We start from the raw sequence: 15,972 nt of genomic DNA on the forward strand, positions 1-15,972 counted from the left end.
TCTGCCATGTGCCTATGATGCTTGATTATCGGTCCTGTCAGCCGGCCAGCTCGATACAGGATCCGTGGTCGGTGTCGTTTACCAGCCCTTTGACAAACATTTCATAGGTCAGTTTCCCGAAGTCGATCGTGAAGGTCAGCACTGTGTCATCGTCGATCACCAGAAAGGTCTCGGCGGCAAGATCGTCGTTCTTGTCGTGCAACCCGTGCAGCACCTGTGCGTCCTTGGATAGGACGGGGGTGTCCAGATGGCCGTGGCGTCCTTCTTCGTCCTGCCACAGCTTGATCACGCTGCCATCTTCAACCGAGGTGCATTCGAACTTGCGGCCCGCGGCAAAGGCGTGGCTGGCGGTCAGAAGGATCAGGCTGCAAAAAACAGAGGTTTTCATCAGATTTTCCATGGGATTGGTGCAGGCATATGGGGTCGGACGCCAAGGGGCGTCGCGACGGGCATGCAGGTGGTGTCAGTTTATGTGTTCGCGTTTCTCAGGCGCATGCGCGCCCGATACTTGAGACCGTTAAATATCCCAAGTCGCGGCAAGTCAACTGCAGGCTGTGTAAAAATTCTGCAAACAACCTTGAGAGGGGAGTTACCCTCTCAGACCGGCCTCGGCCTCGATCTGCTTGCGTGATTTTCGGGCGCGTTCCGTGGCTGATTTCAGCTGACCACAGGCGGCCATGATGTCCTCGCCTCGCGTCTTGCGGATCGGGCTGGCGTAACCGGCCTGATAGATGATGTTCGCGAAGGCGCGGATGCGGTTGTTCGACGAGCGCTTATACGGCGCGCCGGGCCATTCGTTGAACGGGATCAGGTTGATCTTGGCCGGGATGTTGTGGCGCTTGATGTGCTCGATCAAGCGATGCGCGTCTTCGTCACTGTCGTTCACGCCATCCAGCATCACGTACTCAAAGGTGATCCGTTCGCTGTTCGAGGCTTTCGGATATGCGGCCAGTGCGCCCAACAACTCTTCGATATTCCAGCGCTTGTTGATCGGGACCAGCACGTCGCGGGTTTCGTCTGTGGTGGCGTGGAAGCTGATCGCCAGCAAGCAGCCGATTTCCTGCGCCGTGCGGGCGATTTCAGGGACAACGCCAGACGTGGACAGAGTGATCCGGCGGCGTGACAGCTGGATGCCCTCGGCGTCCATCGCGATCTTCATCGCGTCGCGCACGTTGTCGAAGTTATACAGCGGCTCGCCCATGCCCATCAGAACGATGTTGGACAGCAGGCGCGTTTCGTCTTTCGGCGCGCCGGGAACGGGCCATTCGTCGAGATCGTCGCGGGCCATCATGACCTGCCCGATGATTTCACCTGCGGTCAGGTTGCGCACCAGTTTCTGCGTGCCGGTGTGGCAGAAGGAACAGGTCAGGGTGCAGCCAACTTGGCTGGAAATGCACAGCGTGCCACGGCCCTCTTCGGGGATATAGACGACCTCGACCTCATGCCCACCAGCGATGCGGCAGAGGTATTTGCGGGTGCCGTCCTCAGAGACCTGACGCGTCACGACCTCGGGGATTTCAATGACGAAATGCTCGGCCAGTTGGGCGCGATAGGCCTTGGCCAGGTTGGTCATATCCGCGAAGTCGCGTTTGCCCCACTGATAGATCCACTGCCAGATTTGGCCGGTGCGCATCTTGGCTTGCTTTTCGGGCGTTCCCATATCGATCAGCGCGTCGCGCATCTGGTCGCGCGTCAGCCCCACGAGGTTGCGCTTGCCACCTTCGTTGGTCTTGCGGGGGATGGTCATTACATCCTGAGTGATCGGGGCCTTGGGGTCCATGTCGCGTTCCTTACCGTGCAGGGCGGCAGTCTATAGGGCAACATATATAGCTTGTCACGCGAAGGTTTTCACCCCCGCGTGACAGATCGCTTTAATCGGTCGCGATTAGTTGGCGCAGCGCTTGCCCGCTTCATCCACAGCGGCGGTGAAGCCCAGCAGGCTGAACGTGTCTTCGGTTTTGGTCCCGCGCGAGGATTGCGCCGACAGAACAGCCTTCGCGCCACCCTTCATCGACTTGATGATCTTCGCGTCATCGGCGGGGCTGGCGGCCCACGCCCATTCGCCGTCAGTGAACAGCTGATAGCTGTTGCTGCCGATGGTCATATCCACGGTCGAGCCGGGCGCGAACGGGTAGCCGCCGGTGAACGACACTTCGCCCTTCACGTTGCTGCCGGGGCGATAGCTGACGAACAACAGGATATCGCTGCGTTTCACCGCAACGGCACGGCCGTTCTTGGTGTTCACGGTTTCCTTCGGGCTGGAGACGCTCCAGCACTCGGTCGGGTTATTTTCGACGAAAACGCTCCAATCGGTGTTTGCCGACACCCGGTTCGAGCTTTCTTGTGCCATGACACCTGTCGCTGCCATCGACAGGCCAATGGCACCAATTGCACCCAAGATCAAACGGTTCATGTCTAATACAGCCTCCGCTGCCTCTGCCTCGGACCGTTGCGCTGTCCCGGCCATCTTAAGTGGCTCTTGACCAAACCGCTCAGGTCGTTTCCATGTCTGCACGCGCAGTCTAGCGCCAAAGGACAGGGTAATGAAAGCCCCGGTGGCGGATTTCCGCGTGTTTCCCGGGTGAAGGAGAACGATATGAGCAACGCAGAACGTCTGGTCGAGGTCTGGCGCGGCGACATTCTGGAAAGCCAGCACCGGGGACATGCGGTTGTGGTCGATAAAACCGGCGCGATTGTGCATGCGTGGGGCGATCCTGATCAGGTGATTTTGCCGCGCTCGTCTGCCAAGATGTTGCAGGCGCTGCCGCTGGTGGAAAGTGGGGCGGCGGACGCGGCTGGGCTGACGACCGAACAGTTGGCCCTGTCTTGCGCCAGCCACCAAGGTGCCGCTATTCACACCGTCCGCGTATCGCGCTGGTTGGCGGATATGGGGCTGGGCAATGACGACCTGCGCTGCGGCCCGCAATGGCCTGCCGACAAACCTGCCAAGGTGGGGTTGATCAAGACCGATGACAGCCCCTGCCGCATTCACAACAACTGCTCGGGCAAGCACGCGGGGTTCTTGACGCTGAGCCGCCACATGGGTGTAAGCGATCCTGAATATGTCGAGGTCGACCACCCCATTCAGGTGGCGATCAAGCAGGCCTTTGAAGAGGTCACGGGTGAGGTCAGCCCGGGCTATGGCATCGACGGCTGTTCCGCGCCGAACCACGCCAGCACCCTTCTGGGGATGGGTCGTGCGATGGCGGGATTTGCGAGCGCGACCGAGGGTGGCGACGCGCGTCAGAAGGCCTCGGTCCGTCTGCGCGAGGCGATGATGTTGCATCCCGAGCTTGTGGCTGGCGAAACCCGCGCCTGTACCGAGCTGATGCGTTCTGCCCCCGGCAAGGTGGCCCTGAAAACCGGGGCCGAGGCGTTCTTTGTCGCAATCATCCCCGAGCTTGAGATGGGCGTTGCGTTGAAGATCGAGGACGGCTCGACCCGTGCGTCCGAATGCGCGATTGCGGCGATCTTGGTGAAACTGGGCGTGCTCGATCCGGCGCATCCGGATGTGAAGAAGCGTCTGAACCCGGATGTGCTGAACTTCGCAGGATTGAACACGGGCTTCATCCGGCCGAGTGCGGCTGTCTTGGCTGTGTAAGGGGCTTTGCCCCCGCGTGAAGCCCGTGCGGGCTTCACGCTCCCCCAGGATATTTGGGACAAGAAAAAGCTAGAGAAGGTCGGTGATCAGCTTCAACGCCATGGCGGATGAGGCGATCACCAGAAGCGGCTTGATCAGGCGCGCGCCGATGCGGGACGCCAGGGAGGAGCCTACGTAAGCGCCTGCCATCTGTGCCGCGCCCATGGCTAATCCGATCATCCAAAGCGGTGACAGCACCAGCAGGAACCCGGCCAGCCCGCCCACGTTCGAGGCGAAGTTAAGCAGTTTCGTATGCGCCGTCGCTTTCAGGATCCCGTGGCCCGCCATGGCCACAAAGGCCAGCATGTAGAAGGCACCTGCGCCCGGTCCCAGCAGGCCGTCATAAAAGGCGACAAGCGGAACGAAAGTCAGCGCGAACAGAGCTGGTGTCAGCCTTTGGTGACGATCCACGTCGTCCAAGCCGGGCTTTAGCGCGAAGAAGAGTGCGATTGCCACCAGCAAAACGGGCAGTACCATGCGGATCAGCTCGGTCGGCAGGGCGTTGACGGACAGTGCGCCCAGAAGGGCGGCGACAAAGGCAATGAGGGCGGATTTCGCCTGCCTGCGCAGGTTCACATGGCCTTTGCGGGCATAGGTCACCGCTGCCATGCCCGCGCCGAACAGCCCCTGCACTTTGTTGGTGGCCAGCGCCGTCACAGGCGGTACGCCAGCGATCAAAAGGGCAGGGAGGGTGATCAGGCCGCCTCCGCCTGCGATGCTGTCTATGAACCCGGCCACGAATCCAGCGGCCAGAAGGAAGAGCAAGATTTCCGTTGAAAACTCAGCCATCTACGAAGTCTGACTGCGCGTATCCTTGGATATACAGAAGCGCGGTCAGGTCGCCGTGGTTGATGCGAATATCGCATTCTGCCGCGACTGACGGTTTGGCGTGCAGCGCCACGCCCGCGCCCGCCAGACCCAGCATGCCGAGGTCATTGGCGCCGTCACCCACGGCCATCACGTCGTCATGGGACAGGCCAAGGCGGGCGGTGATCTCTTTCAACGCCTGCACTTTGGCTTCGCGACCCAGAATGGGCATGCCTACGGTGCCGGTCAGTGCGCCACCCTCGACGTTCAGCGTGTTGGCGCGGTTTTCGTCAAAGCCCAGCGTGGCGGCGACATGGGCGGTGAAGGCAGTGAAGCCGCCGGACACCAACGCCGCATAGGCGCCATTTGCTTTCATCGTCGCCAGCAACGCCTTACCACCGGGCATCAAGGTGATGCGATTGGCCAGCACGTCGCCGATGACGCTTTCCGGCAGACCTTTCAGAAGGCCGACGCGTTCGGTCAGGGCACCTTCGAAGTCCAGCTCGCCATTCATGGCGCGGGCGGTGATGTCTTTCACGCGCTCGCCGACGCCTGCTTCGTCTGCCAGTTCGTCGATGCATTCCTGCTGGATCATGGTCGAGTCCATATCCGCCAGCAGCATCTTCTTTTTGCGCCCTTCGGCAGGCAGCACGATCAGGTCGACGCCCATTTTCTGCAGATCATCCCACACGTCCCACTGATTGTCGGGCAGCGCGTCCAGCGAAAATTCGGCCGCTTCGTCCGGGGCCAGCCACTCGGCGTCCCCACCACCCCACGCGTTGCGCAGGTTTTCGACCAAAGCGGGCTCGAGGTTGCGGGCAGAGGGCGATGCGATCAGCGTGGCGATGTACATGGGCGGGCCTTTGTTGGGCAAATTGAAGCTGTCCGTTTCATGCGGCAGATCGCGCCTGTTTCACAAGGCCGAATCCATAAAATTGGCGATCTGATGGCGCGAATTCCCAGTCTCCGGACGCGACGCAAGTTTCCGATAGTGGTCATTTTGCGCCCGTTTTCGACCCATCGAATGTCAATTCCGACGCTTTTTTGCTTGTGCAGCATCAAAACGCGCCTTACTTCGGTCAGTGGGACACCCCTCCCCAACGAGGGGCGATTTATCTGGAAGGGTAGCATCGATGGCTATTTCGAAACCGGCAACGCGGCCGGCTAACCCGCGTTTTTCCTCTGGCCCCTGCGCCAAACCCCCCACATGGAACCTTGATGCCCTGGCCGACGCCGCCTTGGGTCGCTCGCACCGTGCCGCCATCGGCAAGGACAAGCTGAAAGCGGCCATTGAAGGCACGCGCGAAGTGCTGGGCATCCCCGCTGACTACAAGATCGGCATCGTTCCCGCGTCGGACACTGGCGCGGTTGAAATGGCACTGTGGTCGCTTCTGGGCGCCCGCGGGGTCGAGATGCTGGCTTGGGAATCCTTTGGATCTGGCTGGGTCACCGATGTTGTGAAACAGCTGAAGCTGGACGCCGTCGCCAAGACCGCTGATTACGGCCAACTGCCTGATCTGGCATCCGTCGATTTCACCAATGACGTTGTCTTTACCTGGAACGGCACCACCTCGGGCGTGCGCGTTCCGAACGGTGACTGGATTGCCGATGACCGTGAAGGTTTGACCATCTGTGATGCGACTTCGGCCGCGTTTGCGATGGACCTGCCGTGGGACAAGCTGGATGTGACCACCTTCTCTTGGCAGAAAGTTCTGGGCGGTGAAGCCGCGCACGGCATTCTGATCCTGAGCCCGCGTGCCGTTGAGCGTCTGGAAAGCTACACCCCCACATGGCCGCTGCCGAAGATCTTCCGCCTGACCAAAGGCGGCAAGCTGATCGAGGGCATCTTCACCGGCGCGACGATCAACACGCCGTCGATGCTGGCGGTTGAGGACTATCTGTTCGCCCTCGATTGGGCGCGTTCGGTTGGCGGGCTGGAAGGTCTGATCCACCGTGCAGACGCCAACACCAAGGCCGTCGCTGATTTCGTCGAGATGCGTGACTGGGTCGACTTCCTTGCCGAGGACGCGACCACGCTGTCGAACACCTCGGTCTGCCTGAAGTTCACCGACGACCGCATCAAAGATGGCGCAAGTTTCGCCAAGGCCGTGGCCAAGCGTCTGGAAGCCGAAGGCGTGGCACTGGATGTTGGCGCCTATCGTGACGCCCCTGCCGGTCTGCGCATCTGGTGTGGCGGCACGGTCGAGACGTCGGACGTCGAGGCCCTGATGCCGTGGCTGGATTGGGCGTTCAACTCCGAAATCGAAGCTCAAGCCTAAGAGACTGTATCGCCCGGCGGACACGCCGGGCAGCGCCCGACCCTCCCCACGGGAGGGCGCTTCGCACCCACCCAGGGTCAGGCGCAGCCCTATCCAATCTTCGGCCCCTCGTGGCCCCCGACATAAAGGACCAAACACATGGCCCCCAAAGTACTCGTATCCGACAAGCTTTCGGAAACCGCCGTTCAGATCTTCCGCGACCGTGGCATCGAAGTCGATTTTGAGCCCAACCTTGGTAAAGACAAGGACGCTCTGGCTGCCAAGATCGGCGACTATGACGGTCTGGCAATCCGCTCGGCCACCAAAGTGACCGAGAAAATCCTTGAAGCTGCGACCAACCTGAAGGTTGTTGCGCGCGCCGGCATCGGTACCGACAACGTCGACAAAGTTGCTGCCTCGAAAGCCGGTGTGATCGTGATGAACACGCCGTTTGGCAACATGATCACCACCGCCGAGCACGCCATCGCGATGATGTTCGCTGTGGCGCGCCAGATCCCCGAAGCATCGGCCTCGACCCACGCGGGTAAGTGGGAAAAGTCGAAATTCATGGGTGTTGAACTGACCAACAAGACGCTGGGCGTCATTGGCGCAGGCAACATCGGTGGCATCGTCTGCGACCGTGCGCTGGGTCTGAAGATGAAAGTGGTCGCCTATGACCCCTTCCTGTCGGAAGAGAAAGCCGCCAGCATGGGCGTTGAAAAGGTCGAGCTGGACGAGCTTCTGGCCCGCGCTGATTTCATCACCCTGCACGTGCCGCTGATCGACGCGACCCGCAACATTCTGAGCCGCGAGAACCTGCTGAAAACCAAAGCTGGCGTGCGCATTATCAACTGTGCCCGCGGTGGTCTGGTGGATGAAGAGGCTCTGGCCGACCTGCTGAAATCGGGTCACGTGGCCGGGGCTGCCTTCGACGTGTTCGCCGAAGAGCCCGCAACTGAGAACCCGCTCTTCAACTTGCCCAACGTCGTCTGCACCCCGCACCTTGGCGCGGCAACGACCGAAGCACAGGAAAACGTGGCGCTGCAGGTGGCGGAACAGATGTCGGATTACCTGCTGACCGGTGCCGTTCAGAACGCCCTGAACATGCCGTCCGTCACCGCTGAAGAAGCCAAAGTTATGGGCCCGTGGATCAAACTGGCCGAGCATCTGGGTGCGTTCGTGGGTCAGATGACTGACGAGCCGATCAAGGCCGTGAACATCCTTTATGATGGTGTTGCGTCGGAAATGAACCTGAAGGCGCTGGACTGTGCCGTCATTGCTGGCCTGATGAAGCCGCAGACCCCGGACGTGAACATGGTGTCGGCACCTGTTGTTGCGGCAGATCGCGGCATCAAGACCTCGACCACCACGCAAGCCAAGGGTGGTGCGTTTGACGGTTACATCAAGGTGACCGTTGTGACCGAAAACCGCGAGCGTTCGATCGCTGGTACGGTCTTCTCGGACGGCAAGCCGCGCTTCATCCAGATCAAAGGCATCAACATCGACGCCGAGATCGGCAGCCACATGCTCTATACCACCAACGAAGACGTGCCGGGCATCATTGGTACACTGGGTAAAACCATGGGCGAAAACGGCGTGAACATCGCGAACTTTACCCTGGGCCGTAAGGAAACCGGTGGTGACGCCATTGCGCTTCTGTACGTGGATCACCGCATCTCGGACGACGTGCTGAACACGCTGCGTGATACTGGCCTGTTCAACTCGGTCAGCCCGCTTGAGTTCGACGTTTAAGCGTCAATCAGACAACGGAAAGCCCCGGTCCTTCGCCGGGGCTTTTCTTTTTGGGCCATATGCCTAGGGTGGCCGCAGAAGAAGGAGCACCCGCCATGCGCGCCTATGCGATCGGAGACATTCACGGCCATCTGGACAAACTGGGAGCCGCCCACGCGCTGATCGCCGAAGACCGCGCGCGCTGTGGCGATACGGATGCGCCCGTTGTGCATATCGGAGACCTCGTCGACCGTGGCCCCAACAGCCCCGGCGTGATCCAGTTCCTGATCGACGGACGGGCGCGTGGGGAAAACTGGGTGGTGCTGAAGGGCAATCACGACCGCATGATGGAGATGTTCCTGCGCGAACAGCCCATGGTCGATACCCAGCTTTTGTATGACTACAACTGGCTACACGCGCGGATCGGCGGGATCGAGACGCTCGCCAGCTATGGGGTCGAGGTGCCAGATGGCATCCGCACCTATCAACTGCACCCCAAGGCACGCGTAGCTGTGCCGGAAAGCCATCGGAACTATTTGGCGAACCTACCGTCACACTACCGTCTGGGCGACCTGTATTTTGCCCATGCAGGCATCCGTCCGGGCGTGCCCTTGGATCAACAGACCGAGGACGACCTGTGCTGGATTCGCAAGGAGTTCCATCAGTCCACCGCCGACCACGGCCCACTCATCGTGCATGGCCACACGCCAGTGGACGCGGTCACGCATTACGGCAACCGCCTGAACATCGACACCGGCGCCGGACACGGCAAAGCCATCTCGGCCGTGGTGATCGAGGGGCGGGATGCGTGGGTGTTGACGGGTGAGGGGCGGGACAAGGCCGTGCGCGAGGCGCCCTTGTTCCGGTTTTAGGTGGAATTTCTGACCAGTTCTAACAGGGGCTCAAACGCATACATTGCGGGTCGCCGCCCCGCAGATGGGACAATCGTTCTAAGCAATCCGTGCTCTACCAAACTGCGCGTGAAACGGTTTGCAGTCGGCGCGGGAATACCGCTGGTGCTGGTGAAGACGTTGTTGCGGAAATACGGGTTTGCGAAGGCGAAATCCAACGCATGGTTGGACCATTGGGATTTCAGAACTTCTCGGAATTCTTCCCGCATTTTCTCGTACAGCGCCTGAATTGCTTCAGCCGTTTCCAAGTTCTCAAGCGCCTGCGCGTTCAGTGCTTTCAGGAAGAACACCGCCCATTCGGTCCAATCTCCATCAGCGGAAACGGCGCGCATGCGTTCTATGTACTCATCCTTGTTTTGTTCGAAGTAGCCACTGACATAGAAATGGGGTTGGCTGATCAGGCCGAGCTTCCAGAGCATCAGGGTGATGAGCATTCTTCCGACACGGCCATTCCCATCCTCGAACGGGTGCAGGGCTTCGAACTCGACATGTGCAAGTGCAGTGCGCAGAAGTGGGATCTGTTTGTCGGAGGCAATGAACGAGATAAGTGCTTCCATCCCGCCGGGAAGGCTTTGCGGACTGATCGGGATGAATTGAATCCTCCGCGTGCCTCGGTCCCCGATATAGTTTTGTTCGGTTTTGTAGGATCCGGGATGCTTTGAGGCCCCACGCCCGAACGCAAGCAAAGTTTGATGCGCCGTCCGAAGCAGGTGTTCAGAGATGGGCCTGCCTTCGCTAAGCGCTTGCTGCGATTGCCTGAGCGCACGCGCGTATAGAGAGACTTCAATGGTCTCACTGCGTGCCAGCCTATGGGCATCGGCCTCTCCTGATTGGGCGTCCGCTTCAAGCTGCATCACCTCGTCAATGGTCGAGATAGTTCCTTCCATGCGTGACGAAACAACAGCATCTCTGGTACGCAATGGTGCGAGGAGGATTTCTGAATTCAGCATTCCGGCCAACATTTGATCGTATCTGGCGAGGGATGCTGTGGCTTCGGTGAGTGGTTGAAGAAGCTTCTGCAGATCTAAGTCCTGAGGGGGGAACTGATCATAGTGGTATTCGACTGCGTCGCTTAGTTCGATTGCGGCTTTGTCGATCATTTTCTAAATTCCATGACGCTCAATCTGCTTTGATGTAAACGTATGAGGCGAAATTGGCTTAGTCAATCAATATTCGCACTCTGTGATCGGCAAGATGTGTTGTCGCGCACAAACGATGTTCAAATAAGTTTGTTCGTCACTAAGCGGGAAAAATGACTCACAAAAAAGCCCCGGTGTTTACACCGGGGCTTTCTGTGTCGAAAGACGAAAATTTACTCTTCGTCTTTTTTCTTTTTCGGCTCAGGAGCAACCTCTTCGCCGGTTTCCTGATCGACAACTTTCATCGACAGGCGAACTTTGCCGCGGTCATCGAAGCCAAGCAGTTTGACTTTGACTTCCTGGCCTTCCTTCAGAACGTCCGACGGATGGTTCAGGCGGCGGTTTTCGATCTGGCTGACGTGCACCAGGCCGTCGCGCTTACCGAAGAAGTTCACGAAGGCGCCGAAGTCGACGATCTTCACAACTTTACCGGTGTAGATCGCGCCTTCTTCCGGCTCGGCGACGATCGCGTGGATCATCTCGTACGCCTTGGCGATGGCGTCGCCGTTCGGCGATGCGATCTTGATCACGCCGTCGTCGTTGATGTCGACCTTGGCGCCCGACACTTCAACGATCTCGCGGATGACCTTACCGCCCGAGCCGATCACTTCACGGATCTTGTCGGTCGGGATGTTCATGGTCTCGATGCGCGGAGCGTGAGCCGAGAATTCCTGACGGCCTTCGGTCAGGGCTTTGCCCATCTCGTTTAGGATGTGCATACGGCCATCCTTGGCTTGTGCCAGGGCTTTCTCCATGATCTCGGGCGTGATGCCTGCGACCTTGATGTCCATCTGCAGCGAGGTGATGCCGTTTTCGGTACCAGCCACTTTGAAGTCCATGTCACCCAGGTGATCTTCGTCACCCAGAATGTCGGTCAGAACAGCATACGAACCGTCATCTTCCAGGATCAGACCCATGGCCACACCTGCAACCGGCGCTTTCAGCGGAACAGCGGCGTCCATCATGGACAGCGAGCCACCACAAACCGACGCCATCGAGGACGAGCCGTTCGATTCAGTGATCTCTGACACCAGACGGATGGTGTAGGGGAAGTCGGTTGCCGACGGCAGAACAGCCTGCAGCGCACGCCATGCCAGCTTGCCGTGACCGATTTCACGACGGCCCGGAGGGCCAAAGCGGCCAACTTCACCAACCGAATACGGAGGGAAGTTGTAGTGCAGCAGGAAGTTCGACTTGTAGGTGCCGGTCAGCGCGTCGATCATCTGTTCGTCGTCGCCGGTGCCCAGAGTGGTCACAACCAGACCTTGGGTCTCGCCGCGGGTGAACAGGGCCGAACCGTGCGTACGCGGTAGGATGCCAACCGAGCTGTCGATGGCGCGGACAGTGTCCAGTGCGCGACCGTCGATACGCTTGCCGGTTTTCACAACGTCGCCACGCACAACAGCCGATTCCAGCTTCTTCAGAGCGGTGCCGAGGTTTGCGTCCTCTTGCTGCTCTTCGGTCAGCGATGCGATGATTTCTTCCTTGGCGGCAGCAACAGCAGCAACGCGTTCCTGCTTGTCGGTGTTGCCATATGCAGCGCGGATCTTGTCTTCGCCAGCGGCTTTGACAGCCTCGTACAGCTCCGAGTAGTCAGCAGGCTGGAAGTCGAACGGTTCGTTCGCGGCTTCTTCGGCCAGTTCGATGATCAGGTCGATCACCGGCTGGATCTGCTCGTGGGCGAACTTCACGGCGCCCAGCATTTCGGCTTCCGACAGTTCGTAGGCTTCCGATTCCACCATCATCACGGCGTCTTTGGTGCCGGCGACAACAAGGTCCAGACGCTGGTCCGGGTTGTTGCGCAGATCGTGCATGTCGTCGCAGGTCGGGTTCAGGATGTATTCGCCATCTTCGAAACCAACGCGGCAAGCGCCGATCGGGCCCATGAACGGAGCGCCCGAAATGGTCAGAGCAGCCGAGGCAGCGATCATCGCAACCATGTCGGGGTCGTTAACCAGGTCGTGCGACAGCACGGTGCAGATCACCAGAACTTCGTTTTTGAAGCCGGGAACGAACAGCGGGCGGATCGGACGGTCGATCAGGCGCGAGGTCAGCGTCTCTTTTTCGGTCGGACGGGCTTCACGCTTGAAGAAACCACCGGGGATTTTACCAGCAGCATAGTATTTTTCGTTGTAGTGAACCGTCAGCGGGAAGAAGTCCTGACCGGGCTTCTGCTGGCGCGCGAAGGTCACGTTGGCCATAACGGAAGTCTCGCCCAGAGTGGCGATGACCGAACCGTCGGCCTGACGGGCAACCTTACCCGTTTCCAGAGTGAGGGTTTCTTCGCCCCACTCCATCGATTTTTTAGTTACGTCAAACATCATGTTTTCCTAGTTGGAAGCACTCCCGGCCCTCCGGGTCTTCCGTTTTCATGGTGGCCCCATTGCCACCGACCCCTCTACCTTTTTCATGCGCCGGGGTCGAAGCGTCACGTCTCAGATGCGTGCGCCTTACAGGAAAACAAGGGGTTTGGAAAGCAAAACCGTTAGCGCTGCTGCGCCCTAGCTGTGGCGGCGGCGCGGGTGCTTGGTGATGCCAAAGGCCTTGCGGGCGGTGACAAGGCGCAGATCCTCGGGGTCCATGCCCATCGACAGGATGGTTTCACGGTCAAAGCGTTCGCGCGCGACCTGCGCGTCGTGCTTGGTGCCGAACAACCGGTCGATCCAGTTCATGCCAAAGCTGACATGGAAGGTGGCCTCGTGATCTTGAAAGTGATGCGCCAGATGGGTGCGCGTCACGCGTTGTCCGAACCAGCCTTTCGGCACGTTCAGATGCGCCAGCGTGTGACAGTATTCATAGAAGGTGAAAGCGCTGACCGAGCCGACAAACAGCGCCACATAGGCAAACAGCGCCGCCGGTCCCAGCCCCAGAACGGGCCACAGGACAAGCGTGTGCAGAACGAACGAGATCGTGCCGAAGCGCAGGGGGTACCAGTGATCGCCGCCGGTGAAGAACTCGGGATCGTTCGGGAACTCGTGGTGGCCGATATGGCTGCGGTAAAGCTCATTGAACACGCCCTGATCGGTGGGCGGCTCGCGATGCAGCAGAAAACGGTGCATGGCGTATTCGACAAAGAACTGCGCCAGAACGCCATAGGCGATGGCCAGCAGAAGCCATGGCGTGAACCAGATCCCCAGCACAATCAGGCCCGAAAGCCAGAACGGAAACAGCCGTTGCAAGCTTCCCATGTTCATCAGGACGCGGATGGTTTCTTTCATCGTTTTCTCCTCACCTGACATAAGGTGAGCGATGACCGCCGGTCATTTCAAGCCAGACCACACGTAAAGCAGGAAGTGTGTTTGGGGCGGACCCTCAAAAGAAAACGCCCGCCTTTTGCAAGACGGGCGCTTCTGTCCAAATGGATCCGGTCTTAGCGACGCAGACCCAGACGCTTGATCAGGTCCTGATAGCGTGCTTCGTCTTTCGCACGGGTGTAGTCCAGCAGCTTACGACGCTGGGCAACCATTTTCAGAAGACCACGGCGACCGTGGTTGTCTTTCTTGTGCGTTTTGAAGTGCTCGGTCAGGGTCGCGATGCGCGACGACAGGATGGCAACCTGAACTTCGGGCGAACCGGTGTCGCCTTCTTTGGTGCCGAATTCCTTGATCAGGCGGTTCTTTTCTTCAGCAGTAATCGACATCGGGGTCTCCTTCATAGGTTAGAGTGGATGGCGCAGGCCGGGATGTCGTCCAGCAAGGCCCATGGAGATACCCGCCATTTTCAGGCGGATGGGGGCGTATAGAAGGATTCTGCCCTAAACGCAAAGGAAATCGCCAAGACCCTTATTCTGCGGGTGGGGCGACCTGAATTTCTTCGATGATCTGGCTAGCCCAGTCGCCCAGAACGGGGATGAAGTCGATCGAGCCCAGCATATAGATCACCCAAGACACAAGGATCGTGGCGCCCAGCACGGACCCCAGGCCAAAGGCCAGTCCGCGATACAGTTGAAACATGCCCAGTTTGAACAGGCTGTCATGCAGGCGAATGAAGCGGTGGTTGTTCATGCGCTCGACCTCGGCCCGAAGCGCGCGCACCTCAAGCGAGAGCTGTTCCTCACGCTGGGTCAGCGGGTCGGTCGCGTCACTGTCCTTTTCTTGCATCACTAGTTCCTTGTTTTGCGCAGCGGCGCAGTCGTTAACACTTTGTTAACTTTGGGTTTGAATAAACTTGTCCGCAAATACCCGCCAAAGAATGCGTGGTGTTTCATACATTCGCAAGCGGTGATCGTCATGATTGTGATGATTGTTAAGCGGGCAAGGAAAAACGGGCGGCGTATCGAATGCTATTTGGGTTATTGTTTCTCAGCCTCCTACCGGTGGTAGTTCTGGCGGACAGCTTCACCGATGACATAAACAACGATCCCGAAGGAAACGGGGGCGGTGATGACCTCGTGGGCGAAGTGGGGGGTGCAATGTCATCTGCGGCCAGCGACGCTCTGACACCCAATGACGGTTTGGGGGATGGCGACAGCCCCGACAAAGATCAGACCTTATTGGATCAACTTCTTGGCTCTGAGACTGATGCCCATTACGGGCGCGAGAATCTGGACAGCTTTGTGTCCGAAACGACCGAGCATATGCTGACCGCCGGGGACGATGACGTGACCCTTGGCACATCTGGTGCCGGGGCCGATCCAGGCGCAATCACAACCTTCCGCGGCACGCCTGTCATAACCGGCGATGGCCCGGTCGACGTGGTTGATGCGGGTGCGGGCGATGACACGGTCCGGGCGGGCGATGACGCGGCCTATGTGTTTGGCAATGACGGGGACGATACGATCATTGCGGGTGGCGGTGCGCTTGCAGCCTTTGGCGGGCAGGGTAACGACACTCTGGACGGATCAGGCAGTATCGACAGCTATCTGGATGGCGGGTCGGGCGACGATGTTCTGACTGGTGGCACCGGGGATGACCAGCTGTTTGGTGGCGGTCATGAACATGAGCTATTGGGCGATCTGGACACCACGGATAACGACATTCTGGATGGCGGTGACGGAGATGACGTCCTGAAGGGCGGGCTTGGCGCCGATTGGCTGATCGGTGATGACGGCGACGACGTGATTGATCACTTCGGCCACGCGATGGAAGAAAGCGGTGCCGAGCAGCACGACTATGCTTGGCACAATGACCATGCATCTGATGTGTTGGACGGAGGCGACGGGAACGACACCTTGATCTTCGGGGCCTCGGATGTGGCAACCGGCGGTGACGGCAACGATATCTTTTGGCTGTATCCCGATGGTGAAGATGGAATGCCGGTGGCTCAGGTGACCGATTTCGAAACGGGACGCGATTTCCTGCGCATCTCATTGGACGAAGAAGAGGGACACGCGGATCTGACCTGCGAGGTGCGCCCGTCGGATGATGGAAATGACGGCGTGGTCACGGTTGGTGGTCAGGTGGTTGCCATCCTTCAAGGCGCTCCGGATGCGACCGTGCACGACGTCTATGTCGAAGTCCGCGAAAATATTTTCGCTTAAGCTGCGC

General features: G+C 59.2%; 15 protein-coding genes. 5 read left to right on the forward strand and 10 right to left on the reverse strand.

Annotated elements, in window-relative coordinates; genetic code table 11:
• Positions 1–37: 37 nt before the first annotated feature.
• The 3 genes from Q0677_RS03090 to Q0677_RS03100 all read right to left on the reverse strand — a co-directional run bounded on the left by Q0677_RS03090 (position 38) and on the right by Q0677_RS03100 (position 2,413).
• Positions 38–388 (reverse strand): hypothetical protein, encoded by a 351-nt coding sequence (locus Q0677_RS03090; protein WP_298905654.1) that lies wholly within the window; start codon positions 386–388, stop codon positions 38–40.
• A gap of 201 nt (positions 389–589) precedes the next feature.
• Complete coding sequence (gene rlmN / locus Q0677_RS03095; RefSeq protein WP_298905655.1) at positions 590–1,780, reverse strand: 23S rRNA (adenine(2503)-C(2))-methyltransferase RlmN; 1,191 nt, start codon at positions 1,778–1,780, stop codon at positions 590–592.
• 105 nt (positions 1,781–1,885) lie between these two features.
• Complete coding sequence (locus Q0677_RS03100) at positions 1,886–2,413, reverse strand: invasion associated locus B family protein (protein ID WP_298905656.1); 528 nt, start codon at positions 2,411–2,413, stop codon at positions 1,886–1,888.
• Between the two features lie 183 nt (positions 2,414–2,596).
• Here Q0677_RS03100 and Q0677_RS03105 point away from each other — a divergent pair, with 183 nt between their 5' ends.
• Positions 2,597–3,601, forward strand: coding sequence for an asparaginase (locus Q0677_RS03105; protein ID WP_298905657.1), 1,005 nt, complete (start codon positions 2,597–2,599; stop codon positions 3,599–3,601).
• A gap of 69 nt (positions 3,602–3,670) precedes the next feature.
• Here Q0677_RS03105 and Q0677_RS03110 read toward each other — a convergent pair whose 3' ends face one another.
• Positions 3,671–4,429, reverse strand: coding sequence for a TSUP family transporter (locus Q0677_RS03110; RefSeq protein WP_298905658.1), 759 nt, complete (start codon positions 4,427–4,429; stop codon positions 3,671–3,673).
• Entirely contained in the window at positions 4,422–5,300 is an 879-nt protein-coding gene (gene serB / locus Q0677_RS03115) for a phosphoserine phosphatase SerB (RefSeq protein WP_298905659.1), read from the reverse strand. Before serB ends, Q0677_RS03110 begins: the two co-directional genes overlap by 8 nt.
• Positions 5,301–5,580: 280 nt before the next feature.
• Here serB and Q0677_RS03120 point away from each other — a divergent pair, with 280 nt between their 5' ends.
• The 3 genes from Q0677_RS03120 (at position 5,581) to Q0677_RS03130 (ending at position 9,308) form a co-directional block, all read left to right on the forward strand.
• Positions 5,581–6,726 carry a phosphoserine transaminase gene (locus Q0677_RS03120; protein WP_298905660.1) on the forward strand — a complete coding sequence of 382 codons (1,146 nt, stop codon included), beginning with the start codon at positions 5,581–5,583 and terminating at the stop codon, positions 6,724–6,726.
• 138 nt (positions 6,727–6,864) lie between these two features.
• Positions 6,865–8,457 carry a phosphoglycerate dehydrogenase gene (serA, locus tag Q0677_RS03125; RefSeq protein WP_298905661.1) on the forward strand — a complete coding sequence of 531 codons (1,593 nt, stop codon included), beginning with the start codon at positions 6,865–6,867 and terminating at the stop codon, positions 8,455–8,457.
• A 95-nt stretch (positions 8,458–8,552) separates the two neighbouring features.
• Positions 8,553–9,308, forward strand: a complete 756-nt coding sequence (locus Q0677_RS03130) for a metallophosphoesterase (protein WP_298905662.1) — start codon at positions 8,553–8,555, stop codon at positions 9,306–9,308.
• On the opposite strand, the gene Q0677_RS03135 is transcribed toward Q0677_RS03130, so the two are convergent.
• The 5 genes from Q0677_RS03135 to Q0677_RS03155 all read right to left on the reverse strand — a co-directional run bounded on the left by Q0677_RS03135 (position 9,305) and on the right by Q0677_RS03155 (position 14,586).
• Complete coding sequence (locus Q0677_RS03135; RefSeq protein ID WP_298905663.1) at positions 9,305–10,447, reverse strand: Fic family protein; 1,143 nt, start codon at positions 10,445–10,447, stop codon at positions 9,305–9,307. The genes Q0677_RS03130 and Q0677_RS03135 overlap by 4 nt on opposite strands.
• A gap of 212 nt (positions 10,448–10,659) precedes the next feature.
• Complete coding sequence (gene pnp / locus Q0677_RS03140) at positions 10,660–12,807, reverse strand: polyribonucleotide nucleotidyltransferase (protein WP_298905664.1); 2,148 nt, start codon at positions 12,805–12,807, stop codon at positions 10,660–10,662.
• A 180-nt stretch (positions 12,808–12,987) separates the two neighbouring features.
• A complete protein-coding gene (locus tag Q0677_RS03145; protein ID WP_298905665.1) occupies positions 12,988–13,704 on the reverse strand; it encodes a sterol desaturase family protein in 717 nt (238 codons plus the stop codon).
• 152 nt (positions 13,705–13,856) lie between these two features.
• Positions 13,857–14,126, reverse strand: a complete 270-nt coding sequence (gene rpsO / locus Q0677_RS03150) for a 30S ribosomal protein S15 (RefSeq protein ID WP_133485011.1) — start codon at positions 14,124–14,126, stop codon at positions 13,857–13,859.
• Between the two features lie 142 nt (positions 14,127–14,268).
• Positions 14,269–14,586 (reverse strand): DUF5665 domain-containing protein, encoded by a 318-nt coding sequence (locus Q0677_RS03155; protein WP_298905669.1) that lies wholly within the window; start codon positions 14,584–14,586, stop codon positions 14,269–14,271.
• A 215-nt stretch (positions 14,587–14,801) separates the two neighbouring features.
• Here Q0677_RS03155 and Q0677_RS03160 point away from each other — a divergent pair, with 215 nt between their 5' ends.
• Complete coding sequence (locus Q0677_RS03160; RefSeq protein ID WP_298905670.1) at positions 14,802–15,965, forward strand: hypothetical protein; 1,164 nt, start codon at positions 14,802–14,804, stop codon at positions 15,963–15,965.
• The last annotated feature ends 7 nt before the right edge of the window (positions 15,966–15,972 follow it).

The organism is uncultured Aliiroseovarius sp., assembly GCF_947492455.1.
GTDB lineage: Bacteria > Pseudomonadota > Alphaproteobacteria > Rhodobacterales > Rhodobacteraceae > Aliiroseovarius.